The organism is Kordia sp., assembly GCF_045105435.1.
Taxonomy (GTDB): Bacteria; Bacteroidota; Bacteroidia; order Flavobacteriales; family Flavobacteriaceae; genus Kordia.
Genome location: NZ_JBGCDL010000219.1, coordinates 1 through 20,077, shown reverse-complemented (window position 1 = coordinate 20,077; position 20,077 = coordinate 1). Strand labels below are relative to the sequence as shown.

The following is a 20,077-nucleotide window of genomic DNA, read 5'->3' as shown; positions in this document are numbered from 1 at the left end:
TCCTCCTTCATAGTCAATAAAAGGTCCACCTAACATTTCTGGTCTTTTTACAGCTGCAGCATGTGTTTTTGGACTTTTTATATATGATTGCATAATTTTTAAATGTCTTTCTTTGATGTTCATCGCTGCTGTTGCAGGTGACACCAAATGTGACCATGCGTACCATCTGTCGATGAGTGCTTCTAAAGCAACGTTTAATTTTAAGTACTGATTTTGTTGTTCCATAAGATTTCGTATTACATAAATTAGTAACCTATCCGTATGGAATACAGATAGGTTCTTGATTTTTAGTTTGTTTTGTGAATAATGTATGAGGTACGCAATACTATTTAATTTGTTACTGCGCGGAAGGTGTTGTATTATATGGTCATTCTGTCTGAGACCAATTCTTCTTGTACGGCTTGTCGTTGCCAAGATTTATCTTCTATTGATTCTGCCAATTTTTCGATGGTTGGCTCTAAGAGTAAATCTGTTAATTCAACTTGTATGTTGAGTTGTTTTTGTATTTCTGAGATAATTTTAATCGCTAGTAAACTGTGTCCGCCTAAGTCGAAAAAGTTATGGTGAATTCCGATTGTATCTCTTTCAAAAGCAGTTTCCCATATTGTAGCTAATGTTTGTTCTAGTTCGTTTCTTGGTGCTTCGTATTGCGTATCTTCAACAGCTTCTTGCGGTTGTATTTTTTGCAATGCTTTGCGATCTATTTTCCCACTAGCATTTAACGGCAGTTTTTCTAATTGTACATAGTGCGATGGCAACATGTATTGCGGTAATATGGTACGTAAAAAATCTCTTAACTCGCTTGCCGTTACTACTGTATTTGCAACTACGTACGCTGTTAATTGTTTTTGAGTTCCTGTAGCGTTTAGTAAAACTACGACGTTTTCTACGGATGTGAAACGACGAATTGCACTTTCAATTTCTCCTAATTCAATTCGGTAACCATTCCATTTTATTTGATCGTCTTTTCTACCTAATAACTCAATGTTTCCGTTGTCTATCCAACGTGCAACATCTCCTGTTTTGTATAAACGTTCGTTTTCTTTGTATGGATGCGGAATGAATTTTTCGGCAGTTAATTCGTCTCTGTTTAAATATCCTTGCGCTACGCCATCACCACTGATACAAAGTTCGCCTGTTAACCATTTTGGTTGTACTTGTAAATGATCTGACAAGATGAATACTTCTTCGTTTGCTAATGGTTTCCCTACGTGCAACGAATTGGCTTCATGAATTTCTGAAACTGTACTCCAAATTGTAGTTTCCGTTGGTCCATATACGTTGAGTAATTTGATTCCTTTGTATTTGTTTTTGTTTTCGAATACACTTTTAGAGAACGGCTCGCCTCCGATTAAAATAGTTTTTAATGTCGGAAAGTTTCTTTTACTTATTTGATCAGCTAGTAAGCTAAAGCGTGATGGTGTTAGTTGTAACACTTCAATTGCTTCTGTTTTTAGTTTTTCTAAGAATAATTCCGAAGACATTAATTCGTCATAAGAGAAGAGGACGAGCGTTCTTCCGCTGCAAAGCGCTCCAAAAATTTCTAATACAGATATGTCAAATACTACATTGGTTGTTGCGGCAACTCGGTTGCTTCCGCCAAATCCTAGATTGGTTTCGGCATTGGCTAAGAATGATGTTACATTTTGATGTGATAACATGACTCCTTTTGGTTTTCCGGTAGAACCTGAAGTGTAAATTACATAACATGTATCTGATGGTTGTACGGTTGGTTTTTGTACGGTTGGTTTGTTTTTATAGTTTTTAAATTTTTCTATGACTGTTTCATCAATCATCAAAGCACAATTACTGTTTGCTATGATGTAGTCTTTTCGATCTTGAGGAAAATTTGGATCGACGGGAACATAAGGGGTTCCCGTCTTTAAAATAGCGAGTAATGATATTGGTAACCATTCATCTCTTTGTAACTGAATCCCTATGCGATCGTCAGTTGTTACATTGTATTCTGCAAGCAAGAAAGTTGCCAAACGATCGGATATTTCATCTACTTCTTGATACGTGTAGCGGACGTCTCCAGCGACTAACGCAATTCCACCAGATTCATTTTTAACCATATTTTGAAAGAGTGAGACTAACGTTTGTGTTTGGTCGTACGCTGTACTAGTTGTATTGAATCCTTTCGTCAATTCTTGCTTTTCGTCAAATGTGAGATAATCAATCGCATAAAGCGGCACCTTGTCATCTGCTATTCCATTTTTAATAAATTGATCCAAATGTTGTATTAAATTCTGTATAAATGCTGACGTATAAATGTCTGTGTTATAGTCTATGTTTAATTGTAAATTTTCATTCGTTTCTATGAATGAAAATGTGATGTCGAACTGACTGTATTTTTTTTCTTTTTTGTATGGTGTAAGCGCAATGTCTCCTGCCATTTCTACTGTGTTACTGATGACAGATTTTTGATTTTGCAAAATGACCATGACATCAAATAATGCTGATCTTGACAGTTCCATTTGCATATCGAGCTGCGCTACCAATTCATCAAAAGGATACGATTGGTGTTTGTACGCATCAACTAATGTTTCTTTTTGCGTGTTTATTAATGCTTTGAAACCTTCTGCTCCGTTGAACGTAGTACGAATTGGTAAGCTATTGATGAATAACCCAATTTGATTTTCTACATCTGGATGCTCTCTTCCTGCAACTGTAGTTCCTATTACAATGTCTGAAGCATTGGTATATCTGTAAAATACACCGTTGATTCCTGCCATTAAGGTCATAAATGTCGTAACACCTTGTGCTTTACAGTATGCTTGTACATTAGCGTACAATCCTGTTGAAAACTGATGACTTAGTGTTGCGCCGTTGTATGTTTTTATAGTAGGACGTTTTTTTACTGTTGGAATTTCTAATGTTGGAACAGTTTCAAAACGTTTTAACCAGTAGTCTTTAGAAGCTACAAGTTTTTCTTGTTGTTTGTCTTCTTGTAACCAAACTGCATAATCTTTGTATTGTATTGCTGTGTTTTCAGTTTCGATTGTTTTTCCTTCAACCAATTGGTTATACATTGCTACCAATTCTTTAGAAATTAGTTCTAACGACCAACCATCTCCGATGATGTGGTGTAAGTTGAATAATACTAAGAAATTCTCAGCACCTGTTTTTACAACTTGTAGTTTGAATAATGGTGCTTTTGATAAATCGAATGTATGTTGATAATGTGCTGTTATTAATTCAGCTTTACCTGTTGGCTGTTCGCTAACATCATGAACTTCAACAGTTGTGTTCATTGCTTTTACTGAAGCTATATATTGTCGTAACTCACCTGCTTCTGTTTGTTTGAAGTAGGTACGTAAGCTTTCATATTTTGCAACTAATGACTGAAATGCTTTTGAGAAAAGTTCTGTATTGAAATTTCCTGTAAGCTCCAATTCATTGGTAATGTTGTAGGCTTGATTGCCTCCATCAAAGTTGCTCATAATCCATAAACGCTTTTGTGCTGGCGTTACTGGATAGCTTTCTTGTTCGACTGCTTTTGGAATGTTTTTATTAGATGTGAGTAAATTGATTAAATAGTCTTTATTACTTTTAATCTGCTCTAAAAGATCAGTTGTCAATGCACCTTTTGGTGCATTGACTTTTAACTGACCGTTAACCACATTTAATTTAACATTATGAAAATTTAAAGTATGTAAGAGTGTTTTTTTCAACGTTTTAGTTTTTAATGAGTTCATGGTTTTTTTCGATCTCCGTTTTACAGGATGAATTCGTCTTGGTCTACATCTTGGTTGATGATGTCAATGTGTTTTTGCTGTATTGAGAATTCAATGAGCTCAGCTAAAGCACTTACTGTCAACGTATCGTACAAGTATTCAATGGTTAAGAATGTTTCAAAGAATCTGTTTACTTTGTTTACAAGAATTACGGCTTGCAAACTGTTTCCTCCTAGTTCAAAGAAATTGTCTTGTACGCCAATACTGCTTCCTGCAATTTGTAATGTTTCTGACCAGAATGTCACTAATTGCTTTTCTACATCGCTTGTTGGTGCTACATATGCTGTTTGTTTTACATCTGCGGCAGCTAATGCAGGCAATGCTTTTCGGTCAATTTTTCCGGTACGTGTACGTGGAAATTCGTCCATACTCACAAATACTGATGGCATCATGTATGCTGGCAAGTGTTCTTTTAGAATTTGATAGATTTCATCGTTTGAAATTTCAGCTTCTTTTTGAATGTATGCGGCAATGTGTAAGTTTGTGTTTAGTTCTTTTAGTACTACTACCGATTTTGTAATGGCTTCAATTCGTTCTAATTGGAATTCTATTTCTGCCAATTCAATTCGTAGTCCGTTTAGTTTTACTTGTGTATCTTTTCGTTCTAAGAATTCAATTTCTCCATTTGGCAACATGCGTCCAATATCTCCCGATCGATACATGCGTTTTCCATCGGTATCATTGATGAATACTTTGTTTGTAATGTCTTCTCTGTTTAAGTATCCTAATGATAAGTACTCACTTTTAAAGGTAATTTCGCCTTTTTCATACATGCCAAGTACCTGATTGTCTTCATCTAATAAGAATACTTCTGTTGCTGTTACGGCAGTTCCAAGTGGCACATTGTTGGTGAATATTTCCGTTTTGTGCGAGATGAATTTTTGTGAAATTATCGTTGCTTCTGTTGGTCCGTAATCGTTTACCAGGAATGCGTGCTTTGGGAAATGATTTTTGAAAAATGCAATGTCTGATTTGTGACATGCTTCTCCTCCAAGATCAATCAATCGTACAGTTGATAATACGCGTTCTCCTAATGATCGCATAAAGTATCTGTATACCGTTGGCACCATGTGAATGATGGAAACGTTTTGTATTTGTAACCAATTGGCAAGCTTGTCTAATCCTTTTTCCGCCACAGCGAACATACTTACCGTTGCTCCGTTTAAGATAGCGCCATAAATATCTTTTACAGACGCGTCAAATGTGTACGTTGAAAATACACTTAGGTTGTCTATTTCTGAAATTCTCACATTGTTTGTGTACACACGAATGTAGTGCAACACGTTTTTGTGGTTTTGAATGACTCCTTTTGGCTTTCCTGTTGATCCTGACGTATATAAAATGTATGCTTCGTATAACGGATTGATGTCAATGTTGAGGTTTGGTGTGTTTGATAGTTTTTCAAAGTCTCTGAATTTGATCACTTTTAAGTTTGGAACTTGTTTTTGTAATTCCAATGCTTTTTCACGTGTCTTGCTATCACATACTAATACATCACATTGTGCATCATTTACTATGAATTCAATTCTGTTGATTGGATTGTTTGCATCAATTGGCACATACGCATTTCCTGATTTTAAGGCCGCTAACATTCCTGTTACGCAGGTTTCATTGTGACTTAGTAATAATGCCACTCTTGTGGAATTACCTGTGTTGTTTTCTACAATTATATTGGCTAATGCGTTTGCGTTGCTGTTTAATTGCTTGTACGTAATGTTTCGTCCGTTTGCATGAACCGCAATATTGTTTGGATATCTTTCAACTTGATTTTCAAAACGAGATACAATTGTTTGCAACACATCTTCGTCAGTAAATTTTATGTAATCATTTGTTGGTTTTGCGTCTGCTTCCGTTTCTACATAGTTTTCAAATACTGAAATTTCGTTGATGTTCATAGCAGTATTTTCTACCACTTGTGTGATGATGCTTGTATACGCTTCCATCCAACGTGCAATGGTTTCTTGCGAGAACATTTCGTTGTTGTATACACAGTTCATTACAAATCCGTTTGCAAAACTTTTTAAGTAGCACTCAAAGTCAAACTTTGGTGGCGTATGTACTAATCCGCTTTTTGGCGAAAAGTCTTCAATTGTCGCATTGCTATTCGCTTCAAAGTCTAACATGTTTAAGAATATTGGACTAATTGGGAAACGATCGCGATCTTTTGATGCGTTTACATCTTCTAATACATATTCGAACGGATAGTTTTGATTGCTTAATGCATCTGTTAATGTGTCGTTTACATCTAATAAGAATTCTTCAAAAGAAGCATCTTTTCGTATCGTATCTCTCAACATCAACGTGTTTAAGAAACAACCGATCATATCTTTTAATTGATAGTGATTTCTGTTGGCTGCTGGAATTCCGATCGCTACATCTTCTGTTGCTGTTAACCTGTTGATTAATACTTTTAAGGAAGCTGCAAATATTGAGAATGCGCTTACCTTGTATTTAGATGTTAATTGCTTGATTTTCCCTTTCATTGTAGCATCTAAATGAACCGTATAGAAAGCTGATGCCGTTTCTGGCGTTTTTGCTTTTGGTGCATAATCTGCTGGTAACTGAATGTATGGAATGTCTCCTGCAAGTTTTTCTTCCCAGTATTGCTTTTGTGCTTTTAATTCTGGGCTTTTCAATAATTGGTTTTGCCAGTTTGCATAATCTTTATAGTGAACTGTTAATGGTGCTAAGTTTGGCGCTTTTCCGTTGATTAACGCTGTATAAATGTCCATTAATTCTTTGGAAACGATTTCTAGCGACCATCCATCGCCAATAATGTGGTGCATGTTAAAGAATAAGTACATTCCTGTAGCATCTTTTGCCACTGCAATTTCGTATAATGGTTGCTCGTCTAAGCTAAATGCATGATTGAATATGTCTTCTCTGATCGTTGCAACATCTTCTACTTCGTTGTAAGGAACGATTACTGGCGCAAATTTTTGAATTTTCTGCTTTGGCAATCCGTTTTCTTCAATGAAAACTGTTCGTAATATTTCATGACGATCTATAAAGATATTGAATGCTTCCTCGAACATTGAGTGATTTAAATCGTCCTGCATTTTGAATGCATTGTAGATATTGAATTCTTTCGATTTCCCTTGAATTTTCTGTAATAACCAAAAACGTGTTTGCGATGGTGATAAATCGTACGCTGCTGCTTCTGGTGCTGCTGCAATGTTTTCAAACGTTTCGTCTAGTAATGATTGTGATAAACTTTCTACCGTAGGATTTGTGTAAAATATTTTGAAAGGAATTCGCTTGTCCATTTCCTTGTGTACACGGTTAATCATTTGAGAAATCATTAAACTGTGTCCGCCTAATTCAAAGAAATGATCTTTGATTCCGATTTCTTCTATTCCTAAAATATCTTCCCAAATACGTACAAGAGTTTCTTCTGTTTCGTTTGTTGGCGCTACAAAGTTTTCTTTTACTACTGTAGAAGCGTCAATTTCTGGTAAGGCTTTACGGTTTAGTTTTCCGTTTGGTGTTAATGGAATTTTAGGCAACGCTATAAAATAACTAGGAACCATGTAACCCGGCAATTTTGAGGTTAGCGTTGCTCTTAAATCCGCTTTGTTAATATCTTCTGTTGCTGTGAAATACGCAACTAAAACTTCTTCGTTTAAGTGTGTTTTTACAATTGTTACTACTTGTTCTATTGCTTCCGCAGAACGTTGTATAGCCGTTTCTATTTCTTCTAATTCAATTCTGAATCCTCTTAGTTTTACCTGGTGATCTTTTCTTCCTAAGAAAGCAATGTTTCCATTTGCCATCCATTTAGCTTGATCGCCCGTATCATACATACGTGTTGCTGTATTGAAAGGATTTTGAATGTATTTTTCGTTTGTAAGTTCGGTTCTACCTAAATATCCTTTGGTAACTCCTAATCCCGAAAGGTATAAACGACCTTCTACTCCAACTGGAACTAGTTGATAGTTTTCGTCTAAAATGTACGCTTGTGTGTTTAATAATGGCTTTCCAACTGGAATTGTGCTATAGTCATTTCCTTCAGATAACTGATAATAGGTACTATAGGTAGTATCTTCCGACGGACCATACAGGTTACGAACTTCTGCGTTGGTCGTTTCTAATAAGATATTTGCAATGTCTACTGGAAACGGTTCTCCCGCAAGGTTAATAGCTACAACATTATCTAAGCTACATTCTTTAGCTAATAAGTTACGCATGCTTGAAGGCACTGTATTGATCAAAATGTTTTGATCTTCTTCTACATATTGTGCAATCTCTAAAGCATTTTGCATGATACGAATATGCTTTCCTGTTGCTAATGTATAAAAGAACTCATACACAGAAAGGTCAAAACAATGTGATGTAACCGCATAGGTAATGTCGTGATTTGTATTTTTAAACTCTTGAAATGCCCAGTAAATCATTGCCACTGCATTCCTATGCGTAATCATCACTCCTTTTGGATTCCCTGTAGTTCCTGATGTGTATATAATGTATGCTAATCCGTCTGCATCTTTTTCAATATTCAGATTTGTATCAGCAAAGTTTGTGTAGTCATTATTGAAGTACGCTAAGTTTTCATCGATAACAAGTAGGCAATTACTATCTTTCTCGATGTACTCAATGCGTTCTTGTGGATAGTTTTTATCAATTGGCACATATGCAGCACCTGTTTTTAACACTGCAATAAGTGAGATAATGAGTCTTTCGTCTCTTTCCATCTTTACACCAATAAAATCTGATGTGTTGATGTTATAGTTTTCTATTAAATAACGAGCTAATCTGTTCGCTTCTCTATTTACCTCATCATACGTAAATCTTTTGTCTCCAAATACGATTGCTGTATTTTGCGGTGTTCTTTCAACTTGTTGTTCAAAAAGATCAAGAATTGTCTCGTTTAACGGAAAGTTGAAATCAGTATTATTAAATTGGTTTACAATAACTTCTTTTTCAGCTTCAGATACTATAGCAACCAAATCAATTCTTTGCGCAATATTTGCTTCTAAATTTATCAACCACGATCTTACATTTTGCACAAAGTGGTTTGCTATAGTATCTTTTGTGAAGTTTTCTGAGAATGAAACTAATATATTGAAACCATTGATTTCTTTTTCAACATGCAACATAAATGGCAAGTTGTAGTTTGTGGTTCCATAACTAAATCCGAAAGCTGAATAGTTTCTGAATGCATTTCTTAATTCAAATTCTTCTCCAAATTTCGTGTACTTATATACTTCTTGAATTTCTGCTTTTGTTTCTCCTAATAAGGTTTTAAATTCTTTTTTATTGAATTCTGGCTGCTTAAACAACAATGGCATATTGTTTTGCCCAAGTTTTGTTGAAAAGATAAAGTCAGAAGTTTCAAAATATCTGTTAATTAACGCGCTAAAAACTGCAAAGAATATTGTGTATTCTGCTATTTGATTTTGAGCCGTAATTTTAGTAAAGTAAGCGAGTTCTTCGTTTGACATGTACAAACGCTCTGTATGCATCGGTACAAATGTTTCTTCGGCAACAGGCGAACTGTTTTTTACTTTTTGTGTCCAGTAATCTGCGGTAAGTTTATTTTCTATGTTTTTCATGGTTGTAAATTTTTATGCGGTTAATGCTTTTTCTTCTAAATAAAATGATGGAATAGTTGCAACTAAGTTTTGTTTTAAAGATTCGATACGCACTAAAATTTTACTGTTTGTATCGGCGCGAAGTACTTCACACGCTAATCCTTTTAAGGCTCCACAAATAATTCTTCTTTTCTCTCCTTTGTTAGGTAAATGTTCTTTAGTGGTAAGGTCTAAGATTTCATTGTCTCCAACTAAAAGTTTAATTTGTTCTATTTCGTGATCTTGAACTACTGCATACTCTCTTCCAAATTGAATATAAGCAACAGCTCCATTTACTGATAATGCTTTATGAAAGTCCATTGGGCAGGTTACTTTTACAAACACATATGATTTGAATAATGGTTCTAAAAGAATCTTTTGACGATCGCTCCAAGCTCTTTCTCTTTTTACTAATGGTAAGAAGGCTTCAACTCCTGCTTCTTGAATACGATCGTAAACTTTCTTTTCCCAACGATAGTTAACGTAAAGTACATGCCATTTAGATTTTGATGTCGTTTTCATAAGTAGTGGTTTTTGAATATAGCTTCGCTTCCCTCAGTCACATGAAGCTTCTTTATTAATAATTTATGTTTTTGTGAATTCCCAAGTCTAAAACCGACTTTTATAGGTTTTCTAGCAATTTTTTTGAAGTCCTTTGTCTATGATGACGTATTAAGTTCTTCTGGTACTCTTTTTAGAAGTTCTTAGTCTATATTGACTTGTTAAGTTCTTCTGGTAATCTTTTTAGAAGTCCTAGTCTATATTGACTATATAATGGTCTTCTGGTATTCTTTCTAATTACAATGTAAAAATACAAGCTACTGCGCTTGTTGTCACTACACTAAAGAGTAGTTGTAAGTTTCATTTTCTGAAACTACACTTTCAGGTAGTTTCGGAGTTAAGCTTGATTCTAGCGCTTCTGGAGCAACTAGTGATTTATTTTTATTATAGAAATTGATTAATCCATCATACGTAAATGCTACAGGGATTGTTTCTGACCCTAAGTATTCGATAGATTCTCCAATAACTGATGCTTTCATTCCTAAAAGGCGTAATATGCGTAGCAATTTGCTGTCGATTTCAGCAAAAGCGATATTTCCTTTCTGTGCACAAACTGGTGCAATAGCACACACCATTAATTTTTTAAATAAGTTTATGTCTTTTGATTCTTTCTGGATAGCAAATCTTCCAATGTGAAAGATGTCTTTTACGTCATAATCTGTTATGGCAAGTAACGGATTGATTCCGAAAATTTTCTGAATTGGCAATACATCAGAATAATTCCATTTTAATACTCTAATAGCGCCTGTAATATCTTCAGTTTCGTTTTTTACTACAAAAATTTCTGAGTTGTCAGCGTATTTGATTTCTTCGTCGCAAATTGAATTAATATCATCCTCATAATTCTGCGGCAAAACATTATTTGAGTGATGTTTAAAGTTTTCAGTTACGATAAATTTTGCTAGGTCTAAGATTTGTCCTTTTCCTAAATTTTCTGGGTAGTTTCTTTCAAGATTCATGGTTAAATATTTGATTCAAAACTATCCCGAAACGCCCCTGAACTCGTTACACAAAAGTGTAGTAACTAGTAACTTAGAGCAAAACCACCTTTTAGTGTAGGTTTAAAAAAAGACCAAAAACCTACCCTTTTGTGTAGGCTTTCAAATGCTAAAAATTTGCATAAAAAAAAAGTGCACTTTCGTACACTTTTTGAGGTTTTTTAAAAAAAATGAAGAGTAATATCTAGTCTAAAACTAGACTATACAAGGGATTAAAAATGCCTTATTTGTAAAAGCATTAATTGGTCATGTTAATACTAATACTTATATTTGATCAAATTAAGTACTTTTAATTTGTAAGAAAAATAACAACTTCCTCCATTTTGTTTTTTCAATGCATTAAAAGAAGTCATGTAAGTACTGATGAAAAGTAGTATACCATATATCAAATTTTCATTATAAAGCATACAAGACATACTTTTTTTTACAGTTTGCTATTTAACTGCATAAAAAAGAACTGAAAATAATTTGTTATATCGAAGTTCTTAATGTTTACATTTAACATTTTAAAACTGAAAGTCAGTATTAAAATGTTAAATGTAAACATAACCTAAAAAGCGGAATAAAATAATTTAGGGATTTCCCAAAATAAGGGATAGGGAATTGTACTAAAGTAATTGTCACACAATTTTAATTGTGTGTACTGTGTTATATATTAATGAGGCTCTCACCAAGCTATATAATATACTACGCAATGCTTTCAAGTACATTAAATATTTTACTATGAATGATGTTAATGATTTTTTTTCGTTTAGGAATACTGTAAACAATGTTTCCAATAACGATGAGCAGAAAACTGCAAACTACTTAGAGCCAGTAATGGCATTTGCTAGAACTACCTACAAAAGTATCTACATTATAGATTACCAAAAAAAAGGATTTGAATACGTTTCTGACAATCCACTATTTCTTTGTGGCCACACAGCCGAAGAAGTACAGGAAATGGGATATGCATTCTATTTTAAATATGTGATTGAAGGAGATTTGAATCTGCTACTTAAAATCAACGAAGCTGGTTTTGAATTCTATGAACGTATACCAACTGAAGATCGCAAGAATTACACAATATCTTATGACTATCATTTAAAAAATCAAGAAGGCAAAACCATTTTGATCAACCAAAAGCTAACACCCATGTTTTTAACCAATGAAGGTAAAATATGGAAAGCTTTGTGTATTATTTCTTTGTCTGCTGAGCAACAAGCAGGAAATATCACCATTTATAAAAAAGGTGATAACAAATTATTCAAATACGACTTAGAAGGTAGCTTTTGGAGAACTTCTGAACGAATTAAATTAACCAATAGAGAAAAAGAAATTCTGCTATTTTCAACTAGAGGTTATACTATTAGTGAAATTGCTGAAGCTATTTTTGTTTCACCAGATACCGTAAAATTTCACAGAAGAAAACTTTTCGACAAATTGGACGTTACAAATATTTCCGAAGCAATTGCGTATGCCACTAATAACAAATTGATTTAATTCAATATTGTCGATAAATAAAATTCAGGAAACTTTTTGTATTCTTTACCAGTAGCAATATTGAACGCAATATGTGCGCACATTGAAGCTACAGTCCATGATGCTACTGAAAGTTGTGGTGGTGGCAATGATTCCTCTTCCGCTTTAAACTTAGCAATAACTTCATCAATCCAATCGTGTGGTGTTCCCCAAAATTTCAAATAATTGGATGCATATTCTACTACATTTACTTCACTAAATGGACTTCCATCTGGTTTTTTAATACTGTCTAACAACAAACCATTTGGCGCAATTACTGTTACCAATCCTCCCCAACCTAAATTGTAAGGATGTAATACAGGTATGTCATTTTCTTGACAAACTTTATCAAATACTAACGGAACGTCTGTTGTAAAATCAAGGGCATTAATGGCAATTTTATGACCTTTAATATATTCTTCAACATTATCAACCGTTAAAAATGTATTGTGAACTTTAATATTTGCTTCTGAATTAATAGCTAATAACCGATTCTTTATAGCTTCCGTTTTATCAACGTTGATATCATTTTCAGTGTAGTTTTGACGATTCAAATTTGACAATTCTACATGATCTCCGTCAATAATTGTAATGTTTTCAAACCCTAATCGTAATGCACATTCTGCAATAGCACTTCCAATACCTGACCCACCTAATACAATGGGAGAATTTTTAATGATTTCTTGCTCTTCTTTTGTTAAATAGATTCGGTTTCTAGAGTATCTGTCGCTCATCTTGATGATTTTTATTTCAAAGGTACTGTTGCATGTAGTATGTGTCACTACACAAAAGGGTAGGTTTCATTTTTTGGGTACGTAATAATATAAAAAAATGTTAAGAATTAAATATAAAAATCTCATTATTTTGCAAGAAACTACTCTTTTCTAAAAAAATAAAAAAATCAAGTAAGAAAAAGCGTATTAAATAAATAATTTATTCTTGAAAACATGATTAACAAAGGGATTATTTGATTTTAAACTGTTTAGATTAAACAATATTATTATAGATTATTTTCTATTTCTCAACCTTTTTATATTCAAAAACACCTTCTTTTTATAAAACTAATACTACCAGTTACGTAAGTTTAAATTGTTTAAAAAAATAAGTGAATTTTAACTATTTTTTTTATGAAATTCTAAAACACAACCTATTTTTTTAACTTTTTTGAGCTGATTTTAGCTTAAAGAAAGTATCCAAAAACGCAAATTATTGTCATTGGAAAACTTAAAAATTCTCCAATAAGGAAAACCGTAACTAAATTTCTGATAATTGTTTTAAATTTAGAATAAAATAATATTGGTAAAATGCGTTATAACCATACAATCAAATCCCGAATGATTCAATAAGTTTAACATTAAAAACAATTTCTTATATTTAGTTCAGATTTGTATTACACCAGCAATGAAACACTATCTATAAACGAACCTTCAACACAAAATTTTAAATCATAAAACGACTAAATTTAATGTACAAATCCATTCGAATAGTTACTTTACTTTTAGTGTATTGTGCCACTACCACTGTAGTGAAAGCACAAGATATTGACTCATTAGGGAATTTGTGGATTGTTACCTTAGATAAAAGTAGATCGATGACCGATACAGGTTTGGGTTATAAAAACTATGTTTTTAAAAAACTTTTAGATAAAAAACTCTATGCTGAAATAGATTTCACGAAAGATGAGTTTATATTTTACAATAGTGGTGTTGTGTATATGCCTGGAAAATCATTTGTTCCAAGTAAAGTGCCAGCGTATTTAAAAGGAGAAAATCGAAGAAGCGCCAATTTCCGTGATCGTTTTATCAGAAAAGCTACGAAAAGAGAAGATCCAATACAATTTAAAAATGCACGCGATTTTGAACAACGCTTCACTTCTATATACGGAACATGGAATACGAAAAACTTCCCGTATGCAACTTCGTTTGTGTCATTAATTCAACCGTTAACATTAGCTTCTTTTTTGGAAGATTACAATAAATTGAACTTATGTAATTACAATCAAATCATATTGTGTAGCATTACGGATGATGCCGATCAAACAGATCAATGGTTACAGGATTACAAAACAATTCGGAAGTTTGTTCCTAATAAACAAAAGGAAATTGACAGTACATTAAGCGCGCTAATTTACAGTCCGTTCAATGTAAATAGTAAAGGTCGCGGTGCGTTTTCAGCCGTCTTTCCTCCTATTGAAAAAAATGGAAAACCTAAGCTTTTTGCATACACATACACCACAAGACAAGGCTTGTTGCAAGTTGCTAACACAACTTCCACAATAGAAATTAATACGCGAGTAAGTGATACAATCGAATTAAAAATAAATTCAGAAGCCACTAAAAATCATTTGGTGAAATTAGATTCCATTCTTCTAAATAATGAAATATTGCCACTCTCTTATCCGATCATTCTAAAAAAAGACAGCGTTCAAAAAATTGCTGTGTCACTCAACAGTGTATTTTCAAATACAATTTCTTTACGCGGAATTGGGCAACAAATATATACAGACGATTTATTGGGCGAACGAATCCATAAAATAACAATCAAAGAAGAACATACAAACGTATATGCAGCCAATTCGCCGCTGAATCGCAAGACACTTTATAAAATTGGCGCAATTCTACTAGGATTATTATTGTTGTGGATTGCCTATATCATATACAAACTGCATCTCCCAAAATGTATCATTATTGGTCCATCTGGAGAAACAACGATCATTAAAAATGGTTTTAAACGATCTGAAAAGAAGAAAAAAATTCAATATGCAGGATTCACCAAAACAAACGACAGAATTGCAACAGTGCAACTGAAAAATCATTTTATAAAGAACGAGCAATTAGTAGTTAATACTTCATCAACAAAAAAATGGATTACAGTAATTTCTAAAAAGAATGTATTATTCATAAATGATGTAGAAGTGCATGCGTTTCAAAAAGGAGATTCCAAACACATTCAAGGTGTAGAAACAGAATATCACACACAAATTCGTGAAAAGTACGGTAAAAACTATACAATCTATTTTATTGCATATCCAACAGGTAACACAGTATTAAATTTTACCATAAAGGAAGATGCTTCTCAAAATGAATACAACATTCTAGCGGCTGTAACTGATAAAAACGTGCACAAAAGCGTAGCAACATTGCAAAATGAACGCATGATTAGCAATGTATTTCTAAAAAATGACATTCCAACCACAACAGATTATATGATGTTGTGTAACAAAATCCAAACGGACGACACTAGTCTATTATATATAAATGTAATTCAACCGTACAGTTTAAAAACATTTTTGCCGATTCAAGTCCTAAAACACTATAAAATAAAGTTGGAAACAACAGAAAATTTAGAAGAAATCATTAATCATCAATTGGAAGCGCTAAAACATGAATTCAAACAATTACAAAAAAAGGGAAACATAAAAGCGTATTATAGAAATGAAAGCGATACGAATGATTTTCTTGCGATTGACTATCCGTTTTTCCCAGTAAATTTATCGCTTTGTGACAAAGAAGAAAACGCACCAAACGTACAGATAGAATTATATAATTCGGTTGAAGATTACACAGAAAATATTGAAAAAAATAAGTTGCGTATCAAAATTGAACGTCCGAGTAACATGAGCATCAAACCATATTCCATACAATTGTTGTGGCATCCACACGCAGAAATTTACGACATGCACATTACCGATAGAAAAACGTATGCACTGAATGGAGAAAATTACTTAGATATCGGAAATCCGGATACAATTACGCTCGACGTGACAAAAAATAATGACCAATACACCATAAAATGTCAAGGACATACGTTGCAAACAAACGTCCAAGATTATTTTTATAAACCAATAGATACTAATGAATAATAGATTTTTACCCATAAAAGTCGCCAATAAAGAACTATCAATCAATCTAAGTATTGATCCGAAGTCTTGGTACGATCCAGCGTTTGTGGTGGTAAATAGCAATAATAAATTGCTGCTTTCCATTCCTGAGAAAACGGCTATTATTCCTGAAACAAAAAGTAAAACGGCATTAAATCCGAGTGTTTTAAACGAAAAACTGTTAGACGTTAATGGAATTCCCGTGTGGGAAGTCACCATTGGTTTGGGCGATTATGGAGAAGATGCACAAGGAGAAATTGGCACCTATTTTACTGGAGAAACCAATAATGCTCGAAAACAAGGTTTAAAGCTCAACTTTACAGGAAATAGCATCCGAACGCTATCCGATTGGGGCGCAATTCATATACATTTTACCTACAAAGAAAAAGAAGATGAAATGCGTTTTGGTTCTTGCTATTTAATTGTGAGCAAAGAAGAAAACAAATTTGGGAGTCTCAATATTGATTTAGGATCAGAAGCAACGCAAATGGCCTATTTACCTATTGAAAAACATTCGCCAGGAATCAGTCCGGTAGCAACAAATATTTCCATCATCAATGAAATCAAAAAAGGATATGCAAATCTAAATGTTGGCGATCATAAAACCAATTATATTCAACGTGACAAAACGGATGAAGACTTATACAAAACAGGAAAAATTATCTACAAGAAAAAAGGTGCTTTATCGCCAAGTTATGACGATCCTGCTTGTGTAATGGCATTATTATCCGATCGTACATTTCTCGATCCTACGCGTGTGTACAACTACAACGAAGCCAAAAATCCAATGCTTTGGAACTGGAAAACACACGAACGCGACTATACAGGAACAGCAAATGTATTGAACGAAAAAGAAACCTATATTGACAAAATTCAAGACAATCTAACAATGATTGGCAACTTAAAGTTGGCGTATTTAGATCCTTCTGCGGGAATCAATATTGAATTAGATGGCAGAGGAATGACAGGTGGTACCAAAAGTGAAGACAATCTGGTAGAACTCATCTCGTACATCTATCAAATTTTAATCGGAATTGGAACGCGCGAAATGAAAGAAGGAAAAAATGCCTTATTCATGCGTTTGTTACTATTAATGCCAAATGTGTACGACCAAGATCGTGTGAATAATATTTTGAGAAATCTGAATGAAAAATTCAATAAAAAATTCATTGAACAGTATTTCACAAAACGTGACAAAGTAGAAATGTTAAAAACACCAATTGTCATTGAAGCTTTTGCCATTTCGGAAAGCGATGCTTCTTTAATTGGTTATTTGCGAAACAACTCATTGCGCGTTAATGAAAAACGAGAAGATATTGACATCAACGATCGTTTTTTAATTGTTGATGCGGGAAGAGGAACGATTGATTATTCTATTTTAGAATTTCAAGGAAGTGAATCCTATAGCTGTATTGATCGTGGTGGAATGGCTGGCGCAGGACAATATTTGACAAACATTTTCCTAAAAGCAGTCGGAAGTTTATTTACCGAAAAATATGGAAGTCCCGAAAAATACAGCGCGTTCATTCAACGTGTAGACATGGTTCAGGCACTTGCTTTAGAAGAATTCTACGAGCGTTTAAAAATGAACTATTCAATAGACTATCATAAAAATATTGAAGACGAATCCTTCTTTCAGCAGTTTTTACAACATATTGACAATGCTGATGACCGACTCGCCATTGAAGTACTTCAAAAAAGTTTTGATGAGTTAGACAAAGACAATGCTTGGGTTTTTACATTGCAAAGACCAAAAGACTTCATTGAAGCACAATCATTGCATTTGGTAAAAACGCTCGTCAAAAATTTAGTAGAAGGAAATCAAGGTTCGCTCATTACCGACATTAAATATATTGTACTAAGTGGCCGCGGAATGAAATTCGACTTATTCCGATCGCAACTGCAAACTACTTTAAAAGAACGCATAAAATATACGCCTATAAAAAACTGGAGAGGTAAAATAAAAGACCATAAATCAGTAATTTTCCCTGACTTTATGACTTCGAAAGATTTAAAGAAAAAAGCGGTAAACCTCAAGCGAATTACGAACTTCTCAGTAAACTCAAACAGTAATTTATTGATTACGTTTGACAATGAATCGGAAAACAATTCGTTATTTTCTGGTGTAGACATCGATAAAGATCAGTTAAAACGATTCAATTATCACTATTCAGCTAACAGAAGTCAAAACAAAGATCATTCTGACGATGAAATAACGAGTATTTACTATTTAGGAATGCAATCAGATTTTGCCTTTTTATTACAAAGTGATGCAAATGCGTTTTATCCTGCGCAAGCAGATCGATACAACGATTACATAAACTTTTTAAATGATACACTTTTTGGACCTGGGCAATCTATGAAAGCCAATCCTGAAATGTATAACCGATTTATCAAAGAAATCTCATACTTAGGCATCAACAAAACGGCACGGAAATCGGAAGAGGAAACTGTTGCTTTTGAAATTCCTAAGAAAAAAGAGCAAGAAACGATCATTTTACCCGAAATTATATCGGATATAAAGGAAGATACAAGTGAAAATTATCTTTCCAACACAACAAACGAAACAAAAGACAGTGACAATCAAAAAGGTTCTGACTATTTTTTAGACGACTAAATTAACAAGCAAAGCATACACTGATAATGAATAAAAAAACGCTAAACACCATACTGTACGCAGTAGTTTTACTCCTTTTTATCCTGTTGTTTATTTTCACAGGAACGCAAAATACTGTGGAAAAAAAGTTCAATATCGCTTCCGCGGAACAAACTCTTTCGGATGCGGATGCCATGGAAAAACTACAGCTACAACCATATAGCGAATTCCAAAATGAACGTGTTGAATTACTAAAAAAAGTCAACGATTCTACAAAACTATTGTACTTTAAAAAGAATGGAAAAAAGGTAACGGTACATCTTATATCAACCGATAATGTTGCGACAACACCAATTGAATTGACTTTGGACGCGACAGAAACGTACAATTTCAATTCTACATTCAGTAATTTTGGCGTGTTGACACAATCAAATATTGGAAGCCTAGCATTAAACGCGAATTCCAAATGGAATGAAAGTAACTATTCCTCTGCAAACTTTCCAAAATTGCTTGGTTGGAAAGGTGATTTCGTTGAAAAATTTAAAACCTTACGAAATCAAAAAGTAACACAAAACGCTGCGGAAGTCAAAGCAAACAATACAAAATCGGTTCATTTCTTTTTGTGGAGTACAATTGAATACATGAAAGCGGAAAACGCAGACAAGTTTCAGTATACAATTGTAAAAGACAATGGGAAATACGGTGTAACTTCTGAATCCTTTTCGTTTGATCATAAAACCGCAAAAGTCAATCATACAAATGAAACTGCTGCGAAACTAAAAGCGTTCAAAGAAAAAATTAAAAATTCGACAGTACAAAGCTTCACATTTTCAAAAAATAACAATCAACTTACGCTAACAACTAACGAAGAATCCATTGCAATTCCTATTCGTTCGGGTGACGCGACAAGTTTAACAACTATTGGAAAAGTAGATTTGGCAGTTGAAGAAAACACAAAAAAGGTCTTAGCGCCTATTTTAACGAATTTGAAAAAAGCGGATGCTTCTATTTCAAATTGGAAACAAACGCAATACAAAAAAGAATCGTTTTCAAAAATCTTAGATTTGCCAATTAGCACTTCTCGTTGGAATCAATTTATAGCCGCTAACAAAGCAGAAGATGTATTTGATTTCTTTGTGGAAACCATTGCTTTTCAGCTAGATGAAACCAGTCATAATACAATTACGTTAGCAGCAAATACCATTTCTTTGGAAACTACGAGCAAACTTTCTACC

Annotated in this window: 9 protein-coding genes and 1 pseudogene; 4 read left to right on the top strand and 6 right to left on the bottom strand. The window is 33.7% G+C overall.

All coding sequences use genetic code 11. The features are described 5' to 3' along the window. The 5 genes and pseudogenes from AB8B65_RS11355 to AB8B65_RS11335 all read right to left on the bottom strand — a co-directional run. Window positions 1-225 (bottom strand): annotated as a pseudogene (locus AB8B65_RS11355) (MBL fold metallo-hydrolase); the annotation flags it as partial. Window positions 226-359: 134 nt separating this feature from the next. Beyond that, window positions 360-3,698 carry an amino acid adenylation domain-containing protein gene (locus tag AB8B65_RS11350; RefSeq protein WP_405301127.1) on the bottom strand — a complete coding sequence of 1,113 codons (3,339 nt, stop codon included), beginning with the start codon at window positions 3,696-3,698 and terminating at the stop codon, window positions 360-362. 20 nt (window positions 3,699-3,718) lie between these two features. Further along, window positions 3,719-9,289: an amino acid adenylation domain-containing protein gene (locus tag AB8B65_RS11345; protein WP_405301126.1), complete on the bottom strand. Its 5,571-nt coding sequence runs from the start codon at window positions 9,287-9,289 to the stop codon at window positions 3,719-3,721. Window positions 9,290-9,301: 12 nt separating this feature from the next. Further along, window positions 9,302-9,829 carry a UpxY family transcription antiterminator gene (locus tag AB8B65_RS11340; RefSeq protein WP_405301125.1) on the bottom strand — a complete coding sequence of 176 codons (528 nt, stop codon included), beginning with the start codon at window positions 9,827-9,829 and terminating at the stop codon, window positions 9,302-9,304. 314 nt (window positions 9,830-10,143) lie between these two features. Then, window positions 10,144-10,827, bottom strand: coding sequence for a hypothetical protein (locus AB8B65_RS11335; protein ID WP_405301124.1), 684 nt, complete (start codon window positions 10,825-10,827; stop codon window positions 10,144-10,146). Between the two features lie 762 nt (window positions 10,828-11,589). On the opposite strand from AB8B65_RS11335, the gene AB8B65_RS11330 reads away from it, so the two are divergent. After that, window positions 11,590-12,348, top strand: a complete 759-nt coding sequence (locus AB8B65_RS11330; RefSeq protein WP_405301123.1) for a response regulator transcription factor — start codon at window positions 11,590-11,592, stop codon at window positions 12,346-12,348. Here the strand turns inward: AB8B65_RS11330 and AB8B65_RS11325 are convergent. After that, a complete protein-coding gene (locus tag AB8B65_RS11325) occupies window positions 12,345-13,100 on the bottom strand; it encodes a HesA/MoeB/ThiF family protein (RefSeq protein ID WP_405301121.1) in 756 nt (251 codons plus the stop codon). The genes AB8B65_RS11330 and AB8B65_RS11325 overlap by 4 nt on opposite strands. Before the next feature lie 731 nt (window positions 13,101-13,831). Between AB8B65_RS11325 and AB8B65_RS11320 the strand changes: the two genes are divergently transcribed. The 3 genes from AB8B65_RS11320 to AB8B65_RS11310 form a co-directional block, all read left to right on the top strand. Then, on the top strand, window positions 13,832-16,228 hold the full coding sequence (locus AB8B65_RS11320) for a hypothetical protein (RefSeq protein WP_405301120.1): 2,397 nt from the start codon (window positions 13,832-13,834) through the stop codon (window positions 16,226-16,228). Then, window positions 16,221-18,863 (top strand): hypothetical protein, encoded by a 2,643-nt coding sequence (locus tag AB8B65_RS11315; protein WP_405301119.1) that lies wholly within the window; start codon window positions 16,221-16,223, stop codon window positions 18,861-18,863. The genes AB8B65_RS11320 and AB8B65_RS11315 overlap by 8 nt, the downstream gene beginning before the upstream one ends. Window positions 18,864-18,889: 26 nt before the next feature. After that, window positions 18,890-20,077: hypothetical protein (locus tag AB8B65_RS11310; protein WP_405301118.1), on the top strand; the 1,188-nt coding region annotated here is incomplete at its 3' end.

Coding starts and splice junctions, on each gene's coding strand:
- AB8B65_RS11350 (WP_405301127.1), bottom strand. CDS start 3,698: ATGAACTCATTAAAAACTAAAACGTTGAAAAAAACACTCTTACATACT.
- AB8B65_RS11345 (WP_405301126.1), bottom strand. CDS start 9,289: ATGAAAAACATAGAAAATAAACTTACCGCAGATTACTGGACACAAAAA.
- AB8B65_RS11340 (WP_405301125.1), bottom strand. CDS start 9,829: ATGAAAACGACATCAAAATCTAAATGGCATGTACTTTACGTTAACTAT.
- AB8B65_RS11335 (WP_405301124.1), bottom strand. CDS start 10,827: ATGAATCTTGAAAGAAACTACCCAGAAAATTTAGGAAAAGGACAAATC.
- AB8B65_RS11330 (WP_405301123.1), top strand. CDS start 11,590: ATGAATGATGTTAATGATTTTTTTTCGTTTAGGAATACTGTAAACAAT.
- AB8B65_RS11325 (WP_405301121.1), bottom strand. CDS start 13,100: ATGAGCGACAGATACTCTAGAAACCGAATCTATTTAACAAAAGAAGAG.
- AB8B65_RS11320 (WP_405301120.1), top strand. CDS start 13,832: ATGTACAAATCCATTCGAATAGTTACTTTACTTTTAGTGTATTGTGCC.
- AB8B65_RS11315 (WP_405301119.1), top strand. CDS start 16,221: ATGAATAATAGATTTTTACCCATAAAAGTCGCCAATAAAGAACTATCA.